This window comes from Erythrobacter sp. JB3-1, from assembly GCF_057364995.1.
Map to the genome: position 1 here is coordinate 2,807,931 of NZ_CP200289.1, position 20,301 is coordinate 2,828,231.

Annotated in this window: 20 protein-coding genes; 14 read left to right on the forward strand and 6 right to left on the reverse strand. The window is 59.5% G+C overall.

Translation table 11 applies throughout. The features are described from left to right. Nucleotides 1-42 precede the first annotated feature (42 nt). Nucleotides 43-516 (reverse strand): hypothetical protein, encoded by a 474-nt coding sequence (locus AC0V6M_RS13385; RefSeq protein WP_486139293.1) that lies wholly within the window; start codon nucleotides 514-516, stop codon nucleotides 43-45. A gap of 100 nt (nucleotides 517-616) precedes the next feature. Here AC0V6M_RS13385 and AC0V6M_RS13390 point away from each other — a divergent pair, with 100 nt between their 5' ends. The 7 genes from AC0V6M_RS13390 (at nucleotide 617) to AC0V6M_RS13420 (ending at nucleotide 6,392) form a co-directional block, all read left to right on the forward strand. Next, the gene (locus AC0V6M_RS13390; RefSeq protein ID WP_486139294.1) at nucleotides 617-1,258 is read left to right on the forward strand and encodes a phosphoribosylanthranilate isomerase; all 642 of its coding nucleotides are present in this window, start codon (nucleotides 617-619) and stop codon (nucleotides 1,256-1,258) included. 109 nt (nucleotides 1,259-1,367) lie between these two features. Continuing rightward, nucleotides 1,368-2,585, forward strand: a complete 1,218-nt coding sequence (gene trpB / locus AC0V6M_RS13395) for a tryptophan synthase subunit beta (protein ID WP_486139295.1) — start codon at nucleotides 1,368-1,370, stop codon at nucleotides 2,583-2,585. Further along, a complete protein-coding gene (locus AC0V6M_RS13400) occupies nucleotides 2,582-2,833 on the forward strand; it encodes a hypothetical protein (RefSeq protein ID WP_486139296.1) in 252 nt (83 codons plus the stop codon). Before trpB ends, AC0V6M_RS13400 begins: the two co-directional genes overlap by 4 nt. Nucleotides 2,834-2,903: 70 nt before the next feature. Further along, on the forward strand, nucleotides 2,904-3,302 hold the full coding sequence (locus AC0V6M_RS13405; RefSeq protein ID WP_486139297.1) for an endonuclease domain-containing protein: 399 nt from the start codon (nucleotides 2,904-2,906) through the stop codon (nucleotides 3,300-3,302). Continuing rightward, a complete protein-coding gene (gene trpA / locus AC0V6M_RS13410) occupies nucleotides 3,299-4,093 on the forward strand; it encodes a tryptophan synthase subunit alpha (RefSeq protein ID WP_486139298.1) in 795 nt (264 codons plus the stop codon). Before AC0V6M_RS13405 ends, trpA begins: the two co-directional genes overlap by 4 nt. A gap of 26 nt (nucleotides 4,094-4,119) precedes the next feature. Continuing rightward, nucleotides 4,120-4,968 (forward strand): acetyl-CoA carboxylase, carboxyltransferase subunit beta, encoded by an 849-nt coding sequence (accD, locus tag AC0V6M_RS13415; protein WP_486139299.1) that lies wholly within the window; start codon nucleotides 4,120-4,122, stop codon nucleotides 4,966-4,968. Nucleotides 4,969-5,093: 125 nt separating this feature from the next. After that, nucleotides 5,094-6,392, forward strand: coding sequence for a bifunctional folylpolyglutamate synthase/dihydrofolate synthase (locus AC0V6M_RS13420; RefSeq protein ID WP_486139300.1), 1,299 nt, complete (start codon nucleotides 5,094-5,096; stop codon nucleotides 6,390-6,392). A gap of 107 nt (nucleotides 6,393-6,499) precedes the next feature. Here the strand turns inward: AC0V6M_RS13420 and AC0V6M_RS13425 are convergent, their stop codons facing one another. After that, nucleotides 6,500-7,825: an AmpG family muropeptide MFS transporter gene (locus tag AC0V6M_RS13425; RefSeq protein ID WP_486139301.1), complete on the reverse strand. Its 1,326-nt coding sequence runs from the start codon at nucleotides 7,823-7,825 to the stop codon at nucleotides 6,500-6,502. A gap of 6 nt (nucleotides 7,826-7,831) precedes the next feature. Beyond that, complete coding sequence (locus AC0V6M_RS13430) at nucleotides 7,832-9,565, reverse strand: AmpG family muropeptide MFS transporter (protein WP_486139302.1); 1,734 nt, start codon at nucleotides 9,563-9,565, stop codon at nucleotides 7,832-7,834. Nucleotides 9,566-9,651: 86 nt separating this feature from the next. On the opposite strand from AC0V6M_RS13430, the gene AC0V6M_RS13435 reads away from it, so the two are divergent. The 4 genes from AC0V6M_RS13435 to rsmD all read left to right on the forward strand — a co-directional run bounded on the left by AC0V6M_RS13435 (nucleotide 9,652) and on the right by rsmD (nucleotide 13,039). Beyond that, the gene (locus AC0V6M_RS13435; RefSeq protein WP_486139303.1) at nucleotides 9,652-10,836 is read left to right on the forward strand and encodes an aromatic ring-hydroxylating oxygenase subunit alpha; all 1,185 of its coding nucleotides are present in this window, start codon (nucleotides 9,652-9,654) and stop codon (nucleotides 10,834-10,836) included. A gap of 11 nt (nucleotides 10,837-10,847) precedes the next feature. Next, nucleotides 10,848-11,549 carry a DUF6445 family protein gene (locus AC0V6M_RS13440; RefSeq protein WP_486139304.1) on the forward strand — a complete coding sequence of 234 codons (702 nt, stop codon included), beginning with the start codon at nucleotides 10,848-10,850 and terminating at the stop codon, nucleotides 11,547-11,549. Between the two features lie 63 nt (nucleotides 11,550-11,612). Then, a complete protein-coding gene (locus AC0V6M_RS13445; RefSeq protein ID WP_486139305.1) occupies nucleotides 11,613-12,443 on the forward strand; it encodes a pseudouridine synthase in 831 nt (276 codons plus the stop codon). Continuing rightward, nucleotides 12,440-13,039, forward strand: a complete 600-nt coding sequence (rsmD, locus tag AC0V6M_RS13450; RefSeq protein WP_486139306.1) for a 16S rRNA (guanine(966)-N(2))-methyltransferase RsmD — start codon at nucleotides 12,440-12,442, stop codon at nucleotides 13,037-13,039. Before AC0V6M_RS13445 ends, rsmD begins: the two co-directional genes overlap by 4 nt. 30 nt (nucleotides 13,040-13,069) lie before the next feature. Here the strand turns inward: rsmD and AC0V6M_RS13455 are convergent, their stop codons facing one another. Next, on the reverse strand, nucleotides 13,070-13,471 hold the full coding sequence (locus AC0V6M_RS13455; protein WP_486139307.1) for a hypothetical protein: 402 nt from the start codon (nucleotides 13,469-13,471) through the stop codon (nucleotides 13,070-13,072). A 302-nt stretch (nucleotides 13,472-13,773) separates the two neighbouring features. Here AC0V6M_RS13455 and AC0V6M_RS13460 point away from each other — a divergent pair, with 302 nt between their 5' ends. From AC0V6M_RS13460 to AC0V6M_RS13470, 3 genes are all read left to right on the forward strand, one after another. After that, nucleotides 13,774-16,092, forward strand: a complete 2,319-nt coding sequence (locus AC0V6M_RS13460) for an ATP-dependent helicase (RefSeq protein ID WP_486139308.1) — start codon at nucleotides 13,774-13,776, stop codon at nucleotides 16,090-16,092. Nucleotides 16,093-16,138: 46 nt separating this feature from the next. Then, the gene (locus AC0V6M_RS13465) at nucleotides 16,139-16,768 is read left to right on the forward strand and encodes a hypothetical protein (protein WP_486139309.1); all 630 of its coding nucleotides are present in this window, start codon (nucleotides 16,139-16,141) and stop codon (nucleotides 16,766-16,768) included. 108 nt (nucleotides 16,769-16,876) lie between these two features. Beyond that, nucleotides 16,877-17,695: a hypothetical protein gene (locus tag AC0V6M_RS13470; RefSeq protein ID WP_486139310.1), complete on the forward strand. Its 819-nt coding sequence runs from the start codon at nucleotides 16,877-16,879 to the stop codon at nucleotides 17,693-17,695. A gap of 198 nt (nucleotides 17,696-17,893) precedes the next feature. On the opposite strand, the gene AC0V6M_RS13475 is transcribed toward AC0V6M_RS13470, so the two are convergent. Both AC0V6M_RS13475 and AC0V6M_RS13480 read right to left on the reverse strand, forming a co-directional pair. Beyond that, nucleotides 17,894-19,348, reverse strand: a complete 1,455-nt coding sequence (locus AC0V6M_RS13475) for a DEAD/DEAH box helicase (RefSeq protein WP_486139311.1) — start codon at nucleotides 19,346-19,348, stop codon at nucleotides 17,894-17,896. A 169-nt stretch (nucleotides 19,349-19,517) separates the two neighbouring features. After that, nucleotides 19,518-20,174 (reverse strand): hypothetical protein, encoded by a 657-nt coding sequence (locus AC0V6M_RS13480; RefSeq protein ID WP_486139312.1) that lies wholly within the window; start codon nucleotides 20,172-20,174, stop codon nucleotides 19,518-19,520. Nucleotides 20,175-20,301: the final 127 nt, after the last annotated feature.

Consider the following 20,301-nt stretch of genomic DNA (forward strand, 5'->3'; position numbering starts at 1 on the left):
GGCGTCGGCCCGAAGGGCCTCTAATCGAACCTAGCTTCGCGCCTACTCCGCTGCCTCCGGTGCGGCTTCGTAGATCAGTCCATCGCCTTCCAGCTTTGAAAAGTCATAGTCGTCGATCAGCGGCGATTGCACCACGTAATTGATGAGCATCCAGCGTTCGCCCTGCTCGCGGTATCCAAACGTTTCCAGCGCTTCGCCATTAGCGAATTGGCTGCGCATAACGATCTCAACACTGGTCGTGCCGTTCGTGGAATTGACGTTGATACTCTCGCGATTGGTGCTTTCCAGCGCACCCAGAATCTCGCGAAAGTCGCTGAGCATAACCGACAATTGCTCCCTCTTCACCAGCTTGCGAAATTCCGGATGCGTTGTGCGCCAAATCGCGTCCTGATCCCCGCTTTGAAAGCGCTCCTGAAACTGAGCGATCTCAGCCTCTGCGCCTTCCGTTGCCGCAACCGGATTGCAGGCCGCCAAAAATAGCGCCGCGAACGCCGTCACAAACCCAGGTGAACGCATTAAATATTCCCCAATTGAAGCGTACATCCGTCAGCAAAACCTGTGCAGCAGCAACCAATTCTAGCTATGCGCTGCGGATTGCAAGCTCTAAAGCACGCCCATGACAAGCACATCGCCACTAATCAAAATTTGCGGGCTCAAAACGCCTGAGACCATCGAAGCCGCCGTCGCCGCTGGGGCAACGCATATCGGCCTGGTGCACTTTGAGAAAAGCCCGCGCCATGTCTCGCTGGCGGAGGCCGCGCGGCTGCGCGCGCTTATCCCAGCCTCGGTCAAAGCCGTCGTGCTGACCGTGAATGCCGATGTCACCACAATGGGCAAAGTCATCGCCGACGTGAAGCCCGACATTGTCCAGTTCCACGGCGGCGAAACGCCCGAATGGACAGGATTGGTGCGCGAGAAAACCGACGTCGAGGTGTGGAAGGCGGTCGGCCTGAGAGACGAAGGCACTCTGGAACGTGCCAACAAGTTTATCGGTAAGATCGACCGTTTCCTGTTCGATGCTCCGGCCAAGGAACTGCCCGGCGGCAATGGTGAAACCTTCCGCTGGGAATTGCTGCTTGGTCACGATCACAAGGTGCCATGGGGCCTCGCCGGCGGCCTCAATGCTGATAACGTAGCCGAGGCCATTCGCGCCACCGGGGCAGAGCTGGTCGACACCTCATCCGGAGTGGAAACCGCGCCCGGCGTCAAGGACGTGGACAAGATCGCGGCCTTCTGTCAGGCCGCTCTTGCAACTTAATCACCCCGTTCGCCCTGAGCCTGTCGAAGGGCTCCATTGTTTCTTGAGGCGCTGAGCCAGAAGTGAAGAACGGGGCTTCGACAGGCTCAGCCCAAACGGATTTTTTGTTTTGAACAACACCACCCCCAATTCCTTTAAGAACCAGCCTGATGATCGCGGGCATTTTGGCGAGTTTGGCGGACGTTATGTCGCCGAGACATTGATGCCGCTGATCCTCGATCTGGAGCGGGAATATCGCGCGGCTCAGCAAGACCCGGCCTTTGCGGCTGAGTTTGATGACCTTATGAAGCATTATGTCGGGCGCCCTTCCCCGCTCTATCATGCCGAGCGCCTGACCGAGGCGCTGGGTGGCGCACAAGTCTGGTTCAAGCGCGACGAACTCAATCACACCGGCGCGCATAAGATCAACAATTGCATCGGGCAGATCCTGCTCGCGATCCGCATGGGCAAGACCCGCATCATCGCAGAAACCGGCGCAGGGCAGCACGGCGTTGCCACCGCGACCGTGTGCGCGCGCTTTGGCCTGCCCTGCGTGATCTACATGGGCGCAGAGGACGTGAAACGGCAATCGCCCAACGTCTTCCGCATGAAATTGCTCGGCGCGGAAGTGGTGCCCGTGACCAGCGGCGGCGCGACCCTGAAAGATGCCATGAACGAGGGGCTGCGCGACTGGGTCGCAAATGTCCACGACACGTTCTACATCATCGGCACAGCCGCCGGCCCGCACCCCTATCCCGAGATGGTGCGCAATTTCCAAAGCGTAATCGGCACAGAGGCGCGCGCGCAAATGCTCGACCGCGTGGGCCGTCTGCCCGATCTGTTGGTCGCCTGCATTGGCGGCGGCTCAAACGCGCTTGGCCTGTTCCACCCGTTCCTCGACGATGCTGATGTAAAAATGCTCGGAGTTGAGGCCGCGGGTCATGGGCTCGACGGAGATGAACACGCCGCCAGCCTGCTGGGCGGATCACCCGGCGTGCTGCACGGCAACAAGACGTACCTGCTGCAAGATGAAGACGGCCAGATTACCGAAGGCCACTCGATCAGCGCCGGGCTCGATTACCCCGGCATCGGGCCAGAACACGCCTGGCTGAAAGAAAGCGGCCGTGTCGAATACACCGCCGTCACAGACAAGGAGGCACTCGATGGCTTCCAACTGCTGTGCCGCACCGAAGGCATCATCCCCGCGCTGGAGCCAAGCCACGCCATCGCCGCCGTTGCGAAACGCGCAAAGGAAATGGGCGAGGATGAAATCATCCTGATGAACCTATGCGGCCGCGGCGATAAAGACATTTTCACCGTGGCTGAGAAGCTTGGGGTGGAGATGTGAAGTGGGATAATGACGGCCCAATCGTCGGGGGCAAGCCCCCATTTCTGGGACGATTGTTTGGCGGTTTTAGGGTTGCACGAGGACTGAAGGGCTTCGGCATCGGTCTATTGATCTCGCCAGTGTTGATACTCTTCAAGGCATTCAATGCTGATGAATTCCATTGGGATGGCGTGCCGATTTTCATGCTTGTTGTCGCCGTAATTTGCGGCCTGTGGGGCCTGTTTTCGAAGAAAGATGTACCGCTGTGACCCGCCTCGCTATCGACTCCAAACCTCAAAAGCCCTCTCACCTTCAGGGGAGAGGGTTGGGAGAGGGGTAATGCGCAGCGCCGCTCTCACGCAGCGCGCCAAGCAAATGCGCAAGGCCATGCCGGAGCCCGAAAAGCGGCTGTGGATGGCGCTTCGCGCAGGCCGATTTCAAGGGATAAAACTCCGCAGGCAGAAGGTAATTGGTTCCCACATCGCTGACTTTGCCGCTAACGATCCGACAGTGATCATTGAGGTTGATGGCGATACGCATGCCGGGCGCGAGGCCAATGATGCGGCGCGAACCAAATCCCTTGAGGATCATGGGTACAGTGTGATCAGATTTTCAAATTCGGATGTGATGGGAAATATGGACGGAGTTTTGGTGCAATTGTCTGAGTTTGTGGCTGACTTGCGGGCAAGTGCCCCTCCCCCAACCCCCTCCCCAAAAGGTGAGGGGGCTGAGCAATGACACGTCCCCCATCCCCTCTCACTGCGGCCTTCCACAAGGGTCATCCTGCGCTGGTCGCCTTCATCACCGCTGGCGATGGTGACACCGCGGCCAATCTTGATGCGCTGGTCGCGGGCGGCGCCGATGTGATTGAGCTGGGCATGCCGTTCACCGATCCGATGGCCGATGGCCCCGCGATCCAAAGCGCGAATTTGCGCAGCCTTGGCGCTGGGACAAAGACCGCGGATGTGTTCGCAATCGCCGCAGACTTCAGCAAGCGGCATCCCGATGTCCCGCTGGTGCTGATGGGCTATGCCAACCCGATGGTTCGGCGCGGAGAGCAATGGTTCTCTCAGGCCTGCTATAAAGCAGGCGTCAGGGGCGTGATCTGCGTCGATCTGCCGCCGGAGGAGAACGAAGAGCTCAAATGGGACCTCGATGCCCATCTCATCGACTGGATCCCGCTGGCGACACCCACCACCGATGCGAAGCGCCTGCCCGCCGTGCTGGAGGGCGCCAATGGCTTCCTCTATTACGTATCTGTTGCGGGTATCACCGGCAAACAGCAGGCCGCCCAGGACAGCATTGAAGCGGCGGTTGCGCGGTTCAAAGCGGCCACTGACCTGCCGGTTGCGGTCGGGTTTGGCGTGCGCACGCCAGAGCAAGCCGCCGATATCGCCAAAGTCGCCGACGGGGTCGTCGTCGGCTCCGCACTTGTGGAAATCATCGGTGAATATGGCGCACAGGCTCCCGCCAAGCTACAAGAGCTGACATCAGCATTGGCGCACGCGGTCCACACGGCTAGAGCCTAGATCGCCCAAGCAAACAGGATTTTGAAATGAACTGGTTCACCCGCGTCCGCAATTCCCTGGGGTTTAGCGACAAGCGCAGCTCTGAGAAAGATTTGTGGATCAAATGCAAATCCTGCCAGGAAATGCTGTTTGTTCAGGAATATGAGGACAATCTCTCGGTCTGCCCGCGCTGTGAGCATCACGGCCGGATCAGCGCCGATGCGCGGCTGAACCTGCTGCTGGACGAAGGGTTTGACCTGCTGCCTCAACCGCAGGTCACCGAAGACCCGCTGAAATTTAAGGACAGCAAGAAATACACCGACCGGCTGAAAATCGCGCGGACCAACAATCCGCATCACGATGCATTTGTCGTAGGATCGGGCACAATCGACAGCCACCCTGCGGTCGTCGGGGTGCAGGATTTCGGCTTTATGGGCGGATCGATGGGCATGGCCGTGGGCATGGCGTTTTGCGCCGGGGCCGAGCGGGCGCTGACCCGCAAATGCCCCTATATCGTGGTGACCGCCGCCGGCGGTGCGCGCATGCAGGAGGGCATTCTCAGCCTGATGCAAATGCCGCGCGCCACCGTGATGACGCGCCGCTTGAAAGAGGCCGGCCTGCCCTATATCGTCGTGCTGACTGACCCGACCACGGGCGGCGTCACCGCCAGCTATGCGATGCTGGGCGATATCCAGATTGCAGAGCCCGGCGCGCTGATCGGATTTGCCGGACAGCGGGTGATCCAGGACACCATTCGTGAGCAATTGCCCGAAGGCTTCCAGCGCGCGGAGTACCTCCACAAGCATGGCATGGTCGATATGGTGGTGAAGCGCCATGATCTGAAAGCCACTTTGGCCAATGTGATCGACTATCTGCAGCCGCCCGTCGCGGCTTAGTGGGGCTTCGTCATTGCGAGCCGAAGGCGAAGCAATCCATGTTCTGGCATTGCGCCCAAACGACCCATTGTTAGATAGATTGCCGCGTCGCCCTTCGGGCTCCTCGCAATGACGAGTAATAACTAATGGATTTCGGAAAGTCCGACGACCCGCGCGTTCAGGCTCAGCTTGACCGTCTAAGCCGGCTGAGCGTGCCGGAGGGGCGCATCGGGCTGGAGACGATCACCGCGATGATGGAGCGGCTCGGCAATCCGCATCGCCAATTGCCGCCGGTTTTCCATGTCGCAGGCACCAATGGCAAAGGCTCCACCTGCGCGTTCCTGCGCGCCATGCTGGAGGCGGAGGGTTACCGCGTCCATATGACCACCAGCCCGCATCTGGTGCGCTATAATGAACGGATCAGGCTGGCCGGAGAGTTGATTTCCGATGCGGATTTGGCGGCGCTGCTGGCGGAAGTGCTGGACGCGTGCGAGGAACTGGGCCCGAGCTTTTTCGAGGTCACAATCGCCGCCGCTTTCCTAGCGTTCAGCCGCGTGCCTGCCGATGCCTGCGTGGTCGAGGTCGGACTTGGAGGGCGTTTGGACGCCACCAATGTGCTGGAGCCCGACGCGCTCGCGGCCTGCGGGATTGCGGCACTGGGGATCGATCACGAGAAGTTCCTGCTCGCGCCAGAGGACGGCGTGCCGAAGGAGCCGATGGCTCGGATCGCTTTTGAGAAGGCTGGGATTGCGAAAAAGGGCGTGCCGTTGGTGACGATCAGTGATCTTTATCCAAATGAGGCACAGTCAGCGGTCAAGGATGTCGCAAATAGTATCGGTGCGATCCTTCAAGAGGAATTCCTCAACTTCTACATTTCGAACGGCGAGGCCAATTACCTCCCAAACTCGAATGACACTATCCACCTGCTACCAGCCCTTAGCGGGGACCATCGGCTGCGGAACCTAGGTTTGGCAATTTCCATGCTGCTAATTCAGGATAAACTGACAGTTGGCCACGATGCGATTTCGCTTGGCGTGAGAAAGGCCAATTGGCGCGCCCGGATGCAGTTTTTGTCCAATGGCCCGCTAACAGCGCTCACGCCAGAACAGCCCGTTTGGCTCGATGGCGGTCATAATTCGAACGCCGGAAAGGCGATCGCCGAACATTTCGACGAACCAGTCCATCTCATCTTAGGCATGCTCGCCAACAAAGACCCGCGCGCGTTGCTCGATCCGCTGGGCGACAAAGTGCGCAGCCTCACTATCGTCCCGGTGCCCGGCCAAAATTGTCACCCGCCCGAAGCGTTCGGACCCGACGCGCGCGCCGCATCAGACATTGAAGACGCGCTGCTCAACATTCCCGATGACGGTTACCCTGTGCTGATCGCGGGATCGCTCTATCTGGCGGGCGAAGTCCTGCGCCTGAATGACGAGATCCCGGACTAACGAACACCCGCTTGTCCTGAGCTTGTCGAACGACTGAACTTCTCTTTATCGATCAAAGAAACAGGGCAGCCCTTCGACAGGCTCAGGGCAGACGGTATCTCACGCATTCACTCGGCGGCTTGCTCCTGCTCCCTCCCCGCCGTGCCCATGGAATCGTCGACCAATCCGCTGCGCATCATCCACCAGAACAACACAATCCCCGGTACCGCCAAGACTGTGGTGAGCAGGTAGAAATTCACATAGCCGGTCGCCTCGATCAGCCCGCCTGCCGTGGTCCCTGTGATCAGCCTGCCGACGATGCTCGCCGCTGCGCTGATCATCGCATAATGCGCCGCGGTAAAGCGTAGGTCGCACAGCGCCGAGAAATAGGCGACCACCACAACGCCGCCATATCCGCTCGCGAAATTCTCAAACCCGATGGCCGAGGCGAGCCCCAGATTTGAATGCCCCGCCGCCGCCAAGGCTGCAAAGCTGACATTCGACACCGCCATCAGAATGAGCGCGATCAGGACCGAGCGTTTCAGGCCCAGGCGCGCATAGATGATCCCGCCAACAAAGATGCCGATCAGATAGGCCCAAAAGCCCACGCCTACGTCGTAAATTGCGATCTCATCATTACTGAACCCCAGATCATCGAACAGCAGCCGAAATGTGAGGTTCGCGAGCGTATCGCCGATTTTGTGGACGAGGATAAAGGCGAGAACGAGCCACGCGCCGTGCCGCTGAAAGAACTCTTTGAAAGGCCCGGCGATCGACTGCCACACGTCGCTAACACCTTTGCGCGCGATCGTAACTTGCCGCCGTGCGGGCTCGCCCATGATCAGCGCGGTGAGCATCGCGGGCAGCGCCAGCAAAGCGCAGGAGAGATAGGCCGCCTCCCACCCGTATCGCACGGCGACCACCAATGCGATGGCCCCAGCCCCAGCGGAGCCGACGCGCCAGCCATATTGGTTCATCCCCGAGCCCGTGCCTAGCTGATACGGCTTCAGCGTCTCGATCCGGTAGGCGTCGATCACAATGTCGAATGTTGCCCCAGCAATGCCGACCAGTACGGCGGCGATGATCGTCGCGGGCAGATTGCCCGATGGGTCGACCAGCGCGAGATTGACCACCGCCGCGATCACCATCACGCCGGATAACAGCATCCACGATACCCTCTGCCCTAACCGACCGAGCAGCGGGATGCGCACGCCATCGACGACCCACGCCCAAAACACTTTGAAATTGTAGACGAGGAAGGCCAGCGTGAAAGCGGTAACGGTCGCCTTGTCGATCCCATCCTGCGCAAGCCGCGTTGTCAGCGTTGCGCCGATCATCGCATAGGGAAAGCCAGAGGACACGCCGACAAAGAACGCGGCGAGCGATTCCTTCTCAAAATAGGGTCTCGCCGCGCTCCACCAGTCGCGCTTCGCGCTAAGCTGAGGCTCAGCCAAAGGCGCCTACTCCGCTGGCTGCGCCTCTGGCGTGACGACCCCGGAGCCGGTCGGCCCGCTGCGTGATTGGCGGAACCATTCAGCCAGGCACAGTGCGACCGCGATAAAGCCGATCAGGGTCGTCAGGATGAAGACATCATAGTAACCTTGGTCCTCGATCATCTCGCCCAAAGCTCCGCGCCCCAAGGTGCCGACTAGCAATGTGAGCGAGGACAGCAGGGCATATTGCACCGCGCTGAAATTCTTGTTCACGATGGAGGAAAGCCACGCGATGTAGGCCGCGCCTGCGATGCCGATCGCGAGGTTTTCAAAGAAGATCGTGAAGGTCAGCTTGGCGAGCGATGGGCTGCCGATGACGGGCACTTGGCTGATCGCCCAGGAGAAGCCAACCGCATCGCTGACCGCCTGCATATTCGCCCCGCCCAGCGCCAGATCGGCATAGAGCAGGTTGGTGAGCGCGGCGAGCAAAGCGCCAATCGTCAGCGTCAGCATCCGGCCCATCATGGTGAGCATAAAGCCGCCCAGCGCAAGGCCGAGGATGATTGCCCCGACGCCGAAGAACTTCGAGGCGAAGGCAACCTCGTCTTTGGTGTATTCGAGTTCGCCGAGATAGAACGGATAGGCAAAGCTGCCCCAGATCGCGTCGCAAATCCTGTAGGTCAGAACGAGCGATAGGATCAGCACCAGCGACCAGCCGATGCGTCCGACAAATTCAACCAATGGCAAAACGAGCGCGCGGTAAAGGTGATCCATCACAAACCCGCTGCCCTGCGGCGCGGGCGCATCTTCGGTGAGCAGATAGTTACCCTGCTTCTTTTGGCTCGCCAGCCAGCCTGCGATCAACGCGGGTACAATGATGGTCGCCACAATGATCCACGGGCCATAATTGACGGTGAACTCGGTCGGGTTTGGACGGTCCTCCGGCGCGTAGGCCAAAGACATATACATGAAGGTCACGACCACACCGATGGCGCCTGCCCATAAGCCGCCCACCACCAGCAGCGCCTTGGCGCGAATGCCGGGTTCGAGCTCGCCTTGCTTGCGCAGGCCCACGAACAGCTCATCGACGACCGCGGGCTGCCCCTCGGCCAGTTTCTTGCTGTCGCTGTCAGGCGCAAACAGGCCGATAAAGCCAATGCCCAGCAGGATCGCACCCATCAGCAAGTAGGTCTGAGGCCAGCCGATCCGCGCGGCAATAATCAGGCCCAATGCCCCGCCAACCAGCGCGGCCAGCCGGTATCCCATTTGATAGACGGTGGAGAGGATATCGAGCGTCGCTTTCTCGTCAGCGACATCAATGCGCCAGGCGTTGATAGCGATGTCCTGTGTGGCGCTGGCCAATGCTCCGATACCTGCGAGCAGGCTGAACCAGCCGATGCTCTCATTGGTGGGATTGCTGAGCGCAAGCGAGACCAGGATGGCCCCTAGGAGCAATTGCGAGGGCACAATCCACTGCTTACGCTTGCCCAGGCGGCGCATGCCGGGAATGTTGACCTTGTCGATCAGCGGCGACCATAGGAATTGGAATGCATAGGCCAATCCGATCAGCGAGAACACGCCCATGGTCTCCAGATCGACCTCGGCATCGCTGAGCCATGCGAACAAAGTGCCCAGGAACAAAGCAAAGGGCAGACCGCTGGCAAAGCCGAACAGCGCCATATAGCCGGTCTTCTTTTGCCCCATCGAGCGAAAGACCTCTGCCCAGCCCGGTTTACTTGCCTTGGCCGCTGCCTCTGACATATTCGAACGTCCTTTCGATCCCAGCCTTTCGATACCGGCCGATTTCTGCAACACTACTCGCGGATGAGAGGAATAGGAACGCTTCGATGAACGCGCCAACAACGCCATCAACACCTTTGGTGGATGATCCGGCCCAAATCCTACGCCCGACGGCGGGTCAATTGGCCCTGGCCGAGCAAATCAAGGCGGGCGGCACGCGGCCAAAAGACGGGATCAAGACGCTCCCTGCGAGCCTCTACACCGATCCAGCGCATTTCGCAGCGGAGAAAGCGGCGCTGTTTGACCGCCTCCCGCAAGTGCTCGCGCCCTCTGCTTTGTTGCCAGAGCCGGGAATGTCAGTGCCGCATGATGGCACGGGCCGTCCTTTGCTGATCACCCGCGATGCGAGCGGCACAGTGCATGTGTTCCTCAATGTCTGCCGTCACCGGGGCACGCGCCTGGTAGAGGGTGATGAAGTGCAATGCGCCAGCCGTCTGGTGTGCCCTTATCACGCATGGACTTATAAGCTGGATGGGGAACTGCTTGCCCTACCCCGCGCAGAGACATTTCCGGGTTTTGATAAGAGCGAGCACGGCTTGGCTGAGCTTCCCTCCTTTGAGGCAGGCGGGCTGATCTGGTTTGCGGCCCAGACGGACGCAGACTTCAGCCACGCGAAGACATTGAGCGAGGACTTTACTGCCTTTGGCATGGATCAGGCCCATCTGTTCCGCCGCAAGACCCATTCGGTCGCGGGCAATTGGAAGCTCATCATGGATGCCTTCCTCGAAAGCTATCATGTCACCCGGCTGCATGCGAACACGATTGGCCCCTTCTTTAAGGATGGCGTGACCAGCGGCGACAATATCGGCCCGCATCAACGCTCTGCCGTGGGGCGGCTGGAGGAGATGGAGGGGCTGGGTTTTGAGGATATGACGCAGCTGCGTCAGGTCGTTACCTTTGCCTACCAACTGCTGCCCGCGACAATCATCGTGCCCAGCCCTGACTATGTGAATGTCATGGTGCTGATGCCCAGCGCTCACAATCATACTCTGGTTGAGGACTTCATGCTGATCCCGGAGGAACCGCAGACCGATAAAGCGCGCAGCCATTGGGAGCGCAGCTGGGATCTGCTGGATGGCGGCGTGTTCGCCAGCGAAGATTTCCGCGCGGCAGAGCTGGGCCAACAGGGCCTCGAAAGCGGCGCGATCGACCACCTCACACTTGGCACGCTGGAAGGCGGCATTGCGCGCTTTGACGAATCCATCGCAGCGGCCATGGCGCAGAGCGCATAAAGCTCCCCGATATGGACGCCCTCAATTCTCAGAAAAGCTACGACGTGCGCCGCTTTGGTAAAGAGGCCGAGCCGGTGGTGGTGATTGATGGCTTCTCCGACGAATTAGAGCGCCTGATCACTGTCGGGCGCCGGGCGAGCTATGCGCCAGCTCAGGGCTATCCCGGTATCCGCAGTCCACTTGATCCAAACTACCTTGGCTCCAAGGGACAAGTCCTCTCTGAAGCATTCGCCCGAGAATTTGGCCTTACCAAGCAAATCACCATCGAAAGCTGCGCCTTTTCTATTGTCACCACTCCGCCCAGTAAGCTTTCCCCGCCTCAGCGTATTCCGCATTATGACGGCACAGAGCCCAATCTGATTGCGTTGGTTCAGTACACTCAAGGCTCAGACCAAGGCGGGACAAGCTTTTATCGCCACCGGCGCACGGCGTTTGAGACTGTATCGGCAGAGAGGGTGCCGGCGTACAAGCAGGGCCTGGCCGAGGATGATGCAGAATTTGGCGCACCGCCCCCAAGCTATCACCACGGCGATAGCAACCGTTATGAAATGATCGGCGAGGTTGAGGCGAAACCAGACCGGCTGATCCTCTATCGCGGATGCCGCCTCCATTCCGGCCACATTCCTAACCCGCCTGAGGCACTTTCTCCAGGCTCACCGCTGCCAGATGACAGCCGCCTATCCGTCACAGCGTTCTTGATCGGCGAGCTTTAGGCGAGCGCGCACCTCGCGAGGTTGTTGCGCGACGCCGTCGGAGAGCCTAGGCGCGGGCCAGTCATGACAAACTCTCCCAAAACGCACCCCAATACGTCGAGGTCTGCAGACCGCCCAGAGGGCGACCGCATTGCCAAGCTGCTGGCGCGCGCAGGCATCGCCAGCCGCCGCGAGATCGAGCGGATGATCGATGATCGCCGTATCACTCTGAATGGGAAGCCGGTGGAGACGCCCGCGACCTTCCTCACCAACCTGCGCGGTGTCGCCGTCGATGGGAAAGCCGTCGGCCCAATTGAGCCATCTCAGCTCTATGCCTTTCACAAGCCGACCGGCCTGCTGACGGCAGAGCGTGATTTTACGGGCCGCGCAACAATCTATGATGCGCTGATCAATGCTCTGCCCAAGGGTACACCGCGATTGATGCCAATCGGCAGGCTCGATCTGAACACCGAAGGCTTGCTGCTGCTCACCAATGATGGCGGGCTGAAGCGGCAAATGGAGCTGCCCGCAAGCGGCATCCCGCGCACCTATCGCGCCCGCGCATTCGGCGATGTGTCGCAGGAACAACTCGAGGCCTTGGCCGAGGGTATTGAGATCGACGGCGTGCGGTACGGCTCCATCAATGCGAACAAAGAACACGGGGGGAAAGGCGGCGGCCGCAATCAGTGGATCGAAATGACCATCACCGAGGGCAAAAACCGCGAAGTTCGCCGGGTGCTGGAATATCTGGGGCTAGAGGTCAGCCGTCTGATCCGCACCGCTTACGGCCCGTTTGAGCTGGCGGATCTGGGACGCGGCCAGGCCGTGCGCATTCGCAAGGGCGATCTTGACCGGTTTGTCAGCACTCTGAAACAGGCCCGCAAGCAAAATAAGCAGGACAATCAAGGCCAATGAGGATCATTGCAGGTGAATGGCGCGGACGCAAAGTTGCCGCCCCGAAAGGCGATGCGACCCGGCCAACGGCGGACCGGACGCGTGAGACATTGTTCAGCATGCTGCACAGCCGTCTCGGCAGCTTTGAAGACCTGCGCGTGGCAGACCTGTTCGCAGGGTCCGGCGCATTGGGCCTAGAGGCTCTCTCTCGCGGAGCGGCGCATTGCCTGTTCGTGGAGCAAGACCGCGCGGCGCTCGCCACGCTTCGCGCCAATATCGCAGCACTTAGCGCCAAAGACCGCGCCGATGTGCAAGGCGGCTCTGTCATGAGCCTTGGCCCGGCGCGTGCGCCCTATGATCTGATATTAATGGACCCGCCCTATTTCACCGGAGCGGGAATGGTCGCGCTTGACCGGTTTCAGCGTCTCAATTGGATTGGCCCAGCCACATGGATCGCATTGGAAGTGGCGGCCAAAGAGGACGTCTCGATCAAAGGTTCGCTCAAGGGTTTGGAAATCGAAGCGGAACGGCGGGTCGGCAAAGGCAAACTTGTTCTGTTTCGCGCAAATTCATCCCAGGCAGAGGACGCTGCACCGCCCACCGCTCGCTTCGATTGATATGATCGGCCGTATTTAGCCGATCACACCTTACTCACCGCCTTCTGGTGGCGGCATGTCTGCCGGTTCACCTTCGGGGGCTGGTGCAGGCTCCGCTGCACCGGCTGCGCGGGCTTCAATAACCTGCCATGTCGATTCGCGGTCCGGTCCGCTCATGGAGGTGATCAGCACACGATCCTCGTCCGACAGGCGCCAGAAAAGCTCCTGACGATCAGGCGAGAGAGTCCAGTAATATCCGCGTGTTTCCATCGGCCATGTGTCATAGGCGGCCTGCTGATCAGGCGGCCGGCTGTCATAAGCAGCCGTTTGATCGGGTGTCATATCGGTGGATGTGGCGGGCGCTGCTTCGTCCTGAGCCAACGCGGTTGAACCAATTGGAATTGCTAGTGCCATAAGGCCGGCACTGGCTAGAAAAGTAAAAGACTTACGCATGGGGTTCTCCATAAAGATTGATCCCAAGCGTCACGAACGCGACCCGCTTGCCCGTATGAGTTCCCCTCTTGAGCAAGCCCCATCCTTATGACGAGGCTTTGCCCCCTTGCGAAGGCTTTGGCGAAGCACGCGGCGCATCCCGCGCACGGCTAAGCGTTATACGTGGCGAAAGCGCGGTGGGTTGATAGCGGCTCGCAAATACTCCGGCGGACTTGCACATTCTCCCAAGGAAGAGACGTGCATGAAGCAATTTGCGTGCTTGCGGGCGGCGATCACGTTCTCTACTTGTTCACCGCAATATTATGACAGACCCCCACGCCATACCCGCCAATGCTCCCCCGCCCGGTAGCGCGCCGATCCCGGCCTATGCCGCGCAATTAAACGCGCCGCAGCGTGAAGCTGTGCTGACGACAGAAGGCCCGGTGCTGATGCTGGCCGGGGCTGGCACGGGCAAGACGGCGGCGCTGACCGCGCGGCTGGCGCATTTGGTGGCGACCCGGCGCGCCTACCCCAGCCAAATCCTGTGTGTGACCTTTACCAATAAGGCCGCGCGCGAGATGCGTGAGCGGGTCGCGCGCCATCTGGGCGAAAGCGTTGAGGGTATGTCGTGGCTCGGCACGTTCCACTCGATCTGCGCCAAGATGCTGCGCCGCCATGCGGAGCTGGTTGGCCTGCAATCGAATTACACCATCATCGATACCGACGATCGGCTGCGCTTGCTCAAACAGCTGATCCGGGACGAGGATATTGACGAGAAGCGCTGGCCTGCGCGCCAGCTCGCGGGACTAATCGACCGCTGGAAGAACCGCGGGCTGAACCCCGGCGATCTCGATGCCGGGGATAGCGAGGCCTTTGCCAATGGCCGCGGGCAAGCGATGTACCGCGCCTATCAGGACCGGCTGATCGCGCTAAACGCGTGCGATTTTGGCGATCTGCTGCTGCACATCCTCAATATCTTCCGCAAGCATCACGATGTGCTGGCCGATTATCAGCGGCGCTGGAAATACATCCTAGTTGACGAATATCAGGATACCAACGCGGTCCAATACCTCTGGCTGCGTCTGCTGGCTCAGGAGCATAAGAACATCTGCGTCGTCGGCGATGATGACCAGTCGATCTATTCCTGGCGCGGGGCGGAGGTCGCCAACATCCTGCGTTTTGAGAAGGATTTTCCCGGCGCGCATGTCGTCCGGCTGGAGCAGAATTATCGCTCCACCCCGCATATCCTGGGCGCCGCATCCGGCCTGATCCGCGCCAATAGTGAGCGGCACGAAAAGACCCTTTGGACAGAGGTCAACGCGGGCGACAAAGTAAAAGTCGTGGGCGTCTGGGATGCGCCCGAAGAAGCCCGCCGAGTCGGGGAAGAGATCGAACGTCTGGAGGGCGAAGGCGCACCGCTGGACCGGGTCGCCATTCTGGTGCGCGCGCAATACCAGACGCGCGAGTTTGAAGACCGCTTCATCCAGATCGGCATCAACTACCGCATCATCGGCGGTTTCCGCTTCTATGAGCGCGCCGAAATTCGCGATGCCCTCGCCTATCTGCGCGTCATTGCTCAGCCGCAAGACGACCTCGCCTTTGAGCGGATCTATAACCAGCCCAAGCGCGGGCTTGGCGCAAAGACGCTAGAGAAAATGCACAGCCATGCGCGCCGCACGGGCATGCCGCTGGCCGCCGCCTCGCTCGATTTGGCTGACAGTGACGAGCTGCCCGCACGCGCGGCGAACACCATTGGCGCGCTCATGCGGCAATTCCTCTGCTGGCGTGAAAGCGTCGACGAGCTGACACCGGCCGATCTGCTGCGGCTGGTGCTCGATGAAACCGGCTATAACGACATGCTGCAAAACGAGCGCAGTCCAGAGGCCGCTGGCAGGCTGGAAAACCTCTCAGAGCTCGCCCGCGCGATGGAGGAATACGAAACGCTCGGCGATTTCCTGGAGCATGTCAGCCTGGTGATGGACAATGATCGCAGCGACGATGAAGACACCATCACGATCATGACGATCCACGGGGCCAAGGGTCTGGAGTTCGACAATGTGTTCTGCGTCGGCTGGGAAGAAGGCGTGTTCCCGTCTCAGCGCTCACTCGATGAAGGCGGCCTCGCCAGCCTGGAGGAGGAACGCCGGCTCGCTTATGTCGCGATCACCCGCGCCCGGCGCAAATGCCACATCTTCCACGCCGCCAACCGCCGGATTTACGGCCAATGGACCAGCTCCATCCCCTCGCGCTTTATCGAGGAATTGCCCGACGAACACATCGATCAGGAAACCACCATGACCGGCGGCGCCTCCCTGTGGCAGGCCAATTGGAGCGAGCAAGACGACCCCTTCGCCCATGTCGCGCAAACACAGCCCGGCAAAGCGGAAAACCGCGGCCCCGGATGGCAGCGCGCGCTCTCCACTGGCTATGACACCAAGCCAAAGCGTATGCGCGAAAACACCCGCTCCGCCGCCAGCTTTGCCGCAAAACCTCGGCTAGACATCACCATCGGCGCGATGGTCCACCACGAGAAGTTCGGAACCGGCTGCGTAACCGATCAGGAAGGCAACAAGCTGGAGATCGAGTTCGAAGATTTCGGCACAAAACGCGTGCTCGACAGCTTTGTGAAATTGGCTGGGTGATCCGGTCCATCTTCGGACGTTGTGAAATGGGGGTTAATCAAAAACGATGAGAATTGTATTTTGGCTCCTCGCCCTCTTTGGGCTCAGCGCAATTGCCTTTGTTCAACTCGGCTCAAATCTAATGAAACGCGTGGAGCCAAGGCATTCGACGCTAGCCACCGGAATGCCGCCGCAAATTGCGCTCATTAAGAGCATAGCCTCAAAGAATGGGTGGGAAATTTCCTGCACCGGAAGTACGGGGGAAATGACGGTTGTAAGGCTACTCCCAAGCTTTTCGTTGCCTTTGCCGGTATCTTCCGAAGAACTCTGCGACGAACTAGCACCTGTGGCAACTTCATTGAAACACGATGCTAACGGCAACTCCGAAGAGACTTCATGCGATCTCCCAGCAAACCATTTCGAACTTTCAGTCGATCCGGGAGATGAGCCAGTGGTAATGGGTGTAGGTCCGCGAGACTATCTTGAACCATTTCTGGAAATAGCAGAGCAGTGCGATGTCCGCGGAGCGAAAATTGCTCCAATAGAGGCTGAGGAACAGCGCATCACTGAAGGCGAATTGCCTGCCGGCTCGTTGGGCTTGATTGTCGATCCCGCGCAGGAAGCAAGAACAGGCCCGATCATGTGCTTAGGCCTTCTTTCTCACCACCTTGAGCAAATTTCCGATACGGATCAGTAAACGCGGAAACGCCGCCTCTTGCTCATAGCAACACTTGATGCGCACAATCGCATTGGCACTGGTTCGCCAGTGGATTATTGAACGAACAAATAGCGTAAGGAGCAGACCATGCACGCATTGCCTCGCCCAATAGCGAACGGCCTGCTCCTGCTGCTCCCCTTGGCCGCCATCGCATTGGCCAGGTTTCTCACCTTCACACCTTGGGCATTGGCTAATTCTGGCTGGGCCGCCATTCTGTTCGCATGGGTCGTCCCGGATGCCTTGCTGCTCGCATTGATGGCGAAGACAGAGGATCACAAGCCTGCGTTCTTTCAAGTGATCGGCGTGATCGCGGTCGCCAGCATTGTGATCCTTGTCGGGGCGTCCGCGCCCGTTCGCGCAGAATACTTAGCCCTGCCGCAAGTGCTGATCGCCGCTGGCGCCACCCTCGCCCTCTATCTGACGATGTGCGCAGTCCGGATCATTACGACCTACCGCGAAACCGGATCGATCATCGCCGGGTTTGAACGCGTTTTGCCAAAGCCGTTCGTCAGACAAGTGGTAAGCGAATGCAAAGTGCTGAGCCTCGGCCTGCTGCGCTGGGGCGCGCCTGTCGATGTCCCCGCCGGAGCGCGCGCCTTCGCCTATCACACCTATCTCACGCCTATGGTAGCGACCTTTCTGGTGCTGCAACTGATCGAACTCAGTGTGGTGCACTTCCTGCTGATGCTGTGGAACCCGACAATTGCTTGGGTGTTGCTGGCGCTGAGCGTTTGGGGCGTGATCTGGACGATGGCGCTGCTCAAGAGCTTCCGCATCAATCCAGTCTTGCTAACGGAGGACAGCGTGCGCGTGCGCAGCGGGATGCTTTATGATTTTGAGGTTCCGCGCGGCTCAATTGCCTCCAACCATGCTGCTTTCTCTAGCGAGGAGTTGGAAAACAAATAAGTGCTCAACCTCGCGATACTGTCCTCGCCCAATTGCAGCCTGCGCCTCAAACAGCCGATCAAGATTCCGACCTTTTTCGGAGGCACCAAAGCCATCTCAGGTGTGGCCCTGAGATTGGACGAAAGCGCAGCATTCCTCGCGGAACTCGCGGCAGACTCCTGCGGTGTGAGGGATTAGACGTCCTAAGCCGAAAAGAATTTAGTCCTTAAAGCCCATGTCGAGAAAACCGGGCTTTGGACCGTTCCATTCGCCAGCTGGCACTGGCTCATCGTCCTCGTCGCGGCGGCGGCGTCCGCCTCGGCTGCGTTTCTCGGGCTTTTCCGCGCGCTCAGGCCGTTCTTCACGCTCTGAGCGATCTTCGCGGGCGCGGCGCGGTTTGCGCTCCTTCTTTGCTTCGCGCGGAGCGTCCTGCGTATCGCCATCTTCATCGCGCTTCTTTGAGCGAGAGCGGCGCGCGGGCTTTTCCGATTTCTCTGGCTGTTCGCCATCATCATCGGAGGATTTCGATACCTTTGGATCGGCGATCTCAACCCGCACGTCGTCTTTGCCGAACACCGCAATCTTGTTCTTGGTCAGCTTCTCGACATTGTCGATCGCCTCAGCATCGGATTTGGTCACAAAGGTGAACGCGCGGCCCTTTGCCCCGGCGCGGCCCGTGCGGCCGATCCGGTGGACATAATCATCCGGATGCCACGGCGTGTCATAGTTGAAGACGTGGCTGACGCCTTTGATATCGAGCCCGCGTGCGGCTACATCAGAGGCGACCAAAATGTTGATATCGCCTGATTTAAATCGTTCCAACTCTTTCTGGCGCGTGTTCTGATCGATGTCGCCGTGGATCTCCCCACTGCGGAAACCATCGTTCTGCAATTTCTTGTTGAGCTCGCGAACGGTCATTTTCTTGTTCGAGAACACGATCGCGGTTTCGACGAGGTCGTTGCGCAGCAGCCATTGCAGCGTCGACAGCTTCGCGCGCTGTTCAACATGCACCTTAAAGGCGGTGATATCTTTGTTGGTGGTCGCCGCGCGCGCCGTCTCGATCCGCTTGGGATTAGACAGGAATGTCTTCGCCAGCTTGGCAATGGGCGGCGGCATGGTCGCTGAAAACAGCATGGTTTGCCGCGTTTCAGGCAGTTTGGAACAGATGAACTCTATATCCGGGATAAAGCCCATGTCGAGCATGCGGTCCGCTTCATCAATGACCAGCAATTCGCAGCCATTGAGCAGGATTTTGCCGCGTTCAAACAGGTCCATCAGGCGGCCCGGGGTCGCGATCAGAACGTCGACGCCTTCGTTCAGCGCCTTCAGCTGATCGCCCATTTGGACGCCGCCGATGAGCAGTGCCATTTTAAGGTCGTGGTTCTTGCCATACTTCTCGAAGTTTTCTGCGACTTGCGCGGCAAGTTCGCGCGTAGGCTCAAGAATAAGCGAGCGCGGCATCAGCGCGCGGCGGCGGCCACTGGCCATGATATCGATCATGGGCAGCACGAAACTGGCGGTTTTACCCGTGCCGGTTTGTGCAATGCCGATGATGTCCTTCATCATCAGCACGGGCGGTATCGCCTCTGCTTGGATTGCGGTGGGCTCAGTGTAGCCAGCGTCTTCGACGGCTTTGAGCAATTCAGGTGAGAGGCCGAGATCGGCGAAAGTCATTATAAGCGTGTTTTCCGGATATAGCGGGCAGCGAGCACGCTGCCGGTCAGAACCTTGTGCGAACCCTTCGCTCAAGGTGAGCCGTGCCAATCGCCGAAACTGGCCGTAAAGTCAAGAAAATGGGCGCTTGGATGCGGGGCATGGCTGCGCTCGGCATCCCATGCAGCGGCTAGTCTTTTACCGCCACCAATTGCCGCATGCGTTCAACTTCGCATTTTGAACCTGCGCGCGATTGCAGCTTATCACGCGAAACGCACAGCTTTCCGTCCTTGTTCTTCTCGACGTAGAAGCCGGAGTAGAACTCTCGGGCGAGGCAGGCTTTTTCGAGGTTGAGCGAGATGATCCGGCGGTCGCGCAGGAACAGCAGCAGGCGGTTGCCCCGCCCGGTTTGAACGCCTGCGATCTGTTCAACCGCGAGGCACTTGTCCATCTTGCGCTCTTCATAGCGGGTGTTCAGGCCTTGGCGCGGGAGGTCAGCGAGCAATTGATTGCCGCGGGTCGGGCGCTGAGGCGAAATGCGGATAATCACCCGCTGCTCAATGCGCACCTGATGCACGGTGTTCGTCTGCTGCCACGCGTTCAGCGGATTGGCGGACACGGGAATGTCAGGCTGGCTGCGCGCCTTTGCCTGTGATTTCGCCAGCGGCGGCTTCTGCTCATCGCTTAGCGAATTGGACGGAGCAACATCGGGCGACTGCGTTTCGACCGGAACCGGCGAAAACGGCGCAGGGGCTGCATTGGCAACACCAGTACTTTGCGAGGCGAGCGCGGCAAACAAGGTGATTGGCAACGCAATTGGGGCCGCAAATGCGAGCATGCCTTGCATGGTCTGGGCCTCCTAAAAAGTGTCGCTCACCCCCTATGGGCTTGCTCGATGAGACGCGTTTAGCAGCTAGAATTGAATGGCGGCTTAATTGATTGGCAGTTTGATTACAAAACTCTGGAGCATTTGC

Bases quoted from the DNA above. Each gene is read 5' to 3' on its own strand.
- AC0V6M_RS13385 (WP_486139293.1), bottom strand. From the start codon at position 516: ATGCGTTCACCTGGGTTTGTGACGGCGTTCGCGGCGCTATTTTTGGCG.
- AC0V6M_RS13390 (WP_486139294.1), top strand. From the start codon at position 617: ATGACAAGCACATCGCCACTAATCAAAATTTGCGGGCTCAAAACGCCT.
- AC0V6M_RS13405 (WP_486139297.1), top strand. From the start codon at position 2,904: ATGCGCAGCGCCGCTCTCACGCAGCGCGCCAAGCAAATGCGCAAGGCC.
- trpA (WP_486139298.1), top strand. From the start codon at position 3,299: ATGACACGTCCCCCATCCCCTCTCACTGCGGCCTTCCACAAGGGTCAT.
- accD (WP_486139299.1), top strand. From the start codon at position 4,120: ATGAACTGGTTCACCCGCGTCCGCAATTCCCTGGGGTTTAGCGACAAG.
- AC0V6M_RS13420 (WP_486139300.1), top strand. From the start codon at position 5,094: ATGGATTTCGGAAAGTCCGACGACCCGCGCGTTCAGGCTCAGCTTGAC.
- AC0V6M_RS13430 (WP_486139302.1), bottom strand. From the start codon at position 9,565: ATGTCAGAGGCAGCGGCCAAGGCAAGTAAACCGGGCTGGGCAGAGGTC.
- AC0V6M_RS13435 (WP_486139303.1), top strand. From the start codon at position 9,652: ATGAACGCGCCAACAACGCCATCAACACCTTTGGTGGATGATCCGGCC.
- AC0V6M_RS13440 (WP_486139304.1), top strand. From the start codon at position 10,848: ATGGACGCCCTCAATTCTCAGAAAAGCTACGACGTGCGCCGCTTTGGT.
- AC0V6M_RS13445 (WP_486139305.1), top strand. From the start codon at position 11,613: ATGACAAACTCTCCCAAAACGCACCCCAATACGTCGAGGTCTGCAGAC.
- rsmD (WP_486139306.1), top strand. From the start codon at position 12,440: ATGAGGATCATTGCAGGTGAATGGCGCGGACGCAAAGTTGCCGCCCCG.
- AC0V6M_RS13455 (WP_486139307.1), bottom strand. From the start codon at position 13,471: ATGCGTAAGTCTTTTACTTTTCTAGCCAGTGCCGGCCTTATGGCACTA.
- AC0V6M_RS13460 (WP_486139308.1), top strand. From the start codon at position 13,774: ATGACAGACCCCCACGCCATACCCGCCAATGCTCCCCCGCCCGGTAGC.
- AC0V6M_RS13465 (WP_486139309.1), top strand. From the start codon at position 16,139: ATGAGAATTGTATTTTGGCTCCTCGCCCTCTTTGGGCTCAGCGCAATT.
- AC0V6M_RS13470 (WP_486139310.1), top strand. From the start codon at position 16,877: ATGCACGCATTGCCTCGCCCAATAGCGAACGGCCTGCTCCTGCTGCTC.
- AC0V6M_RS13475 (WP_486139311.1), bottom strand. From the start codon at position 19,348: ATGACTTTCGCCGATCTCGGCCTCTCACCTGAATTGCTCAAAGCCGTC.
- AC0V6M_RS13480 (WP_486139312.1), bottom strand. From the start codon at position 20,174: ATGCAAGGCATGCTCGCATTTGCGGCCCCAATTGCGTTGCCAATCACC.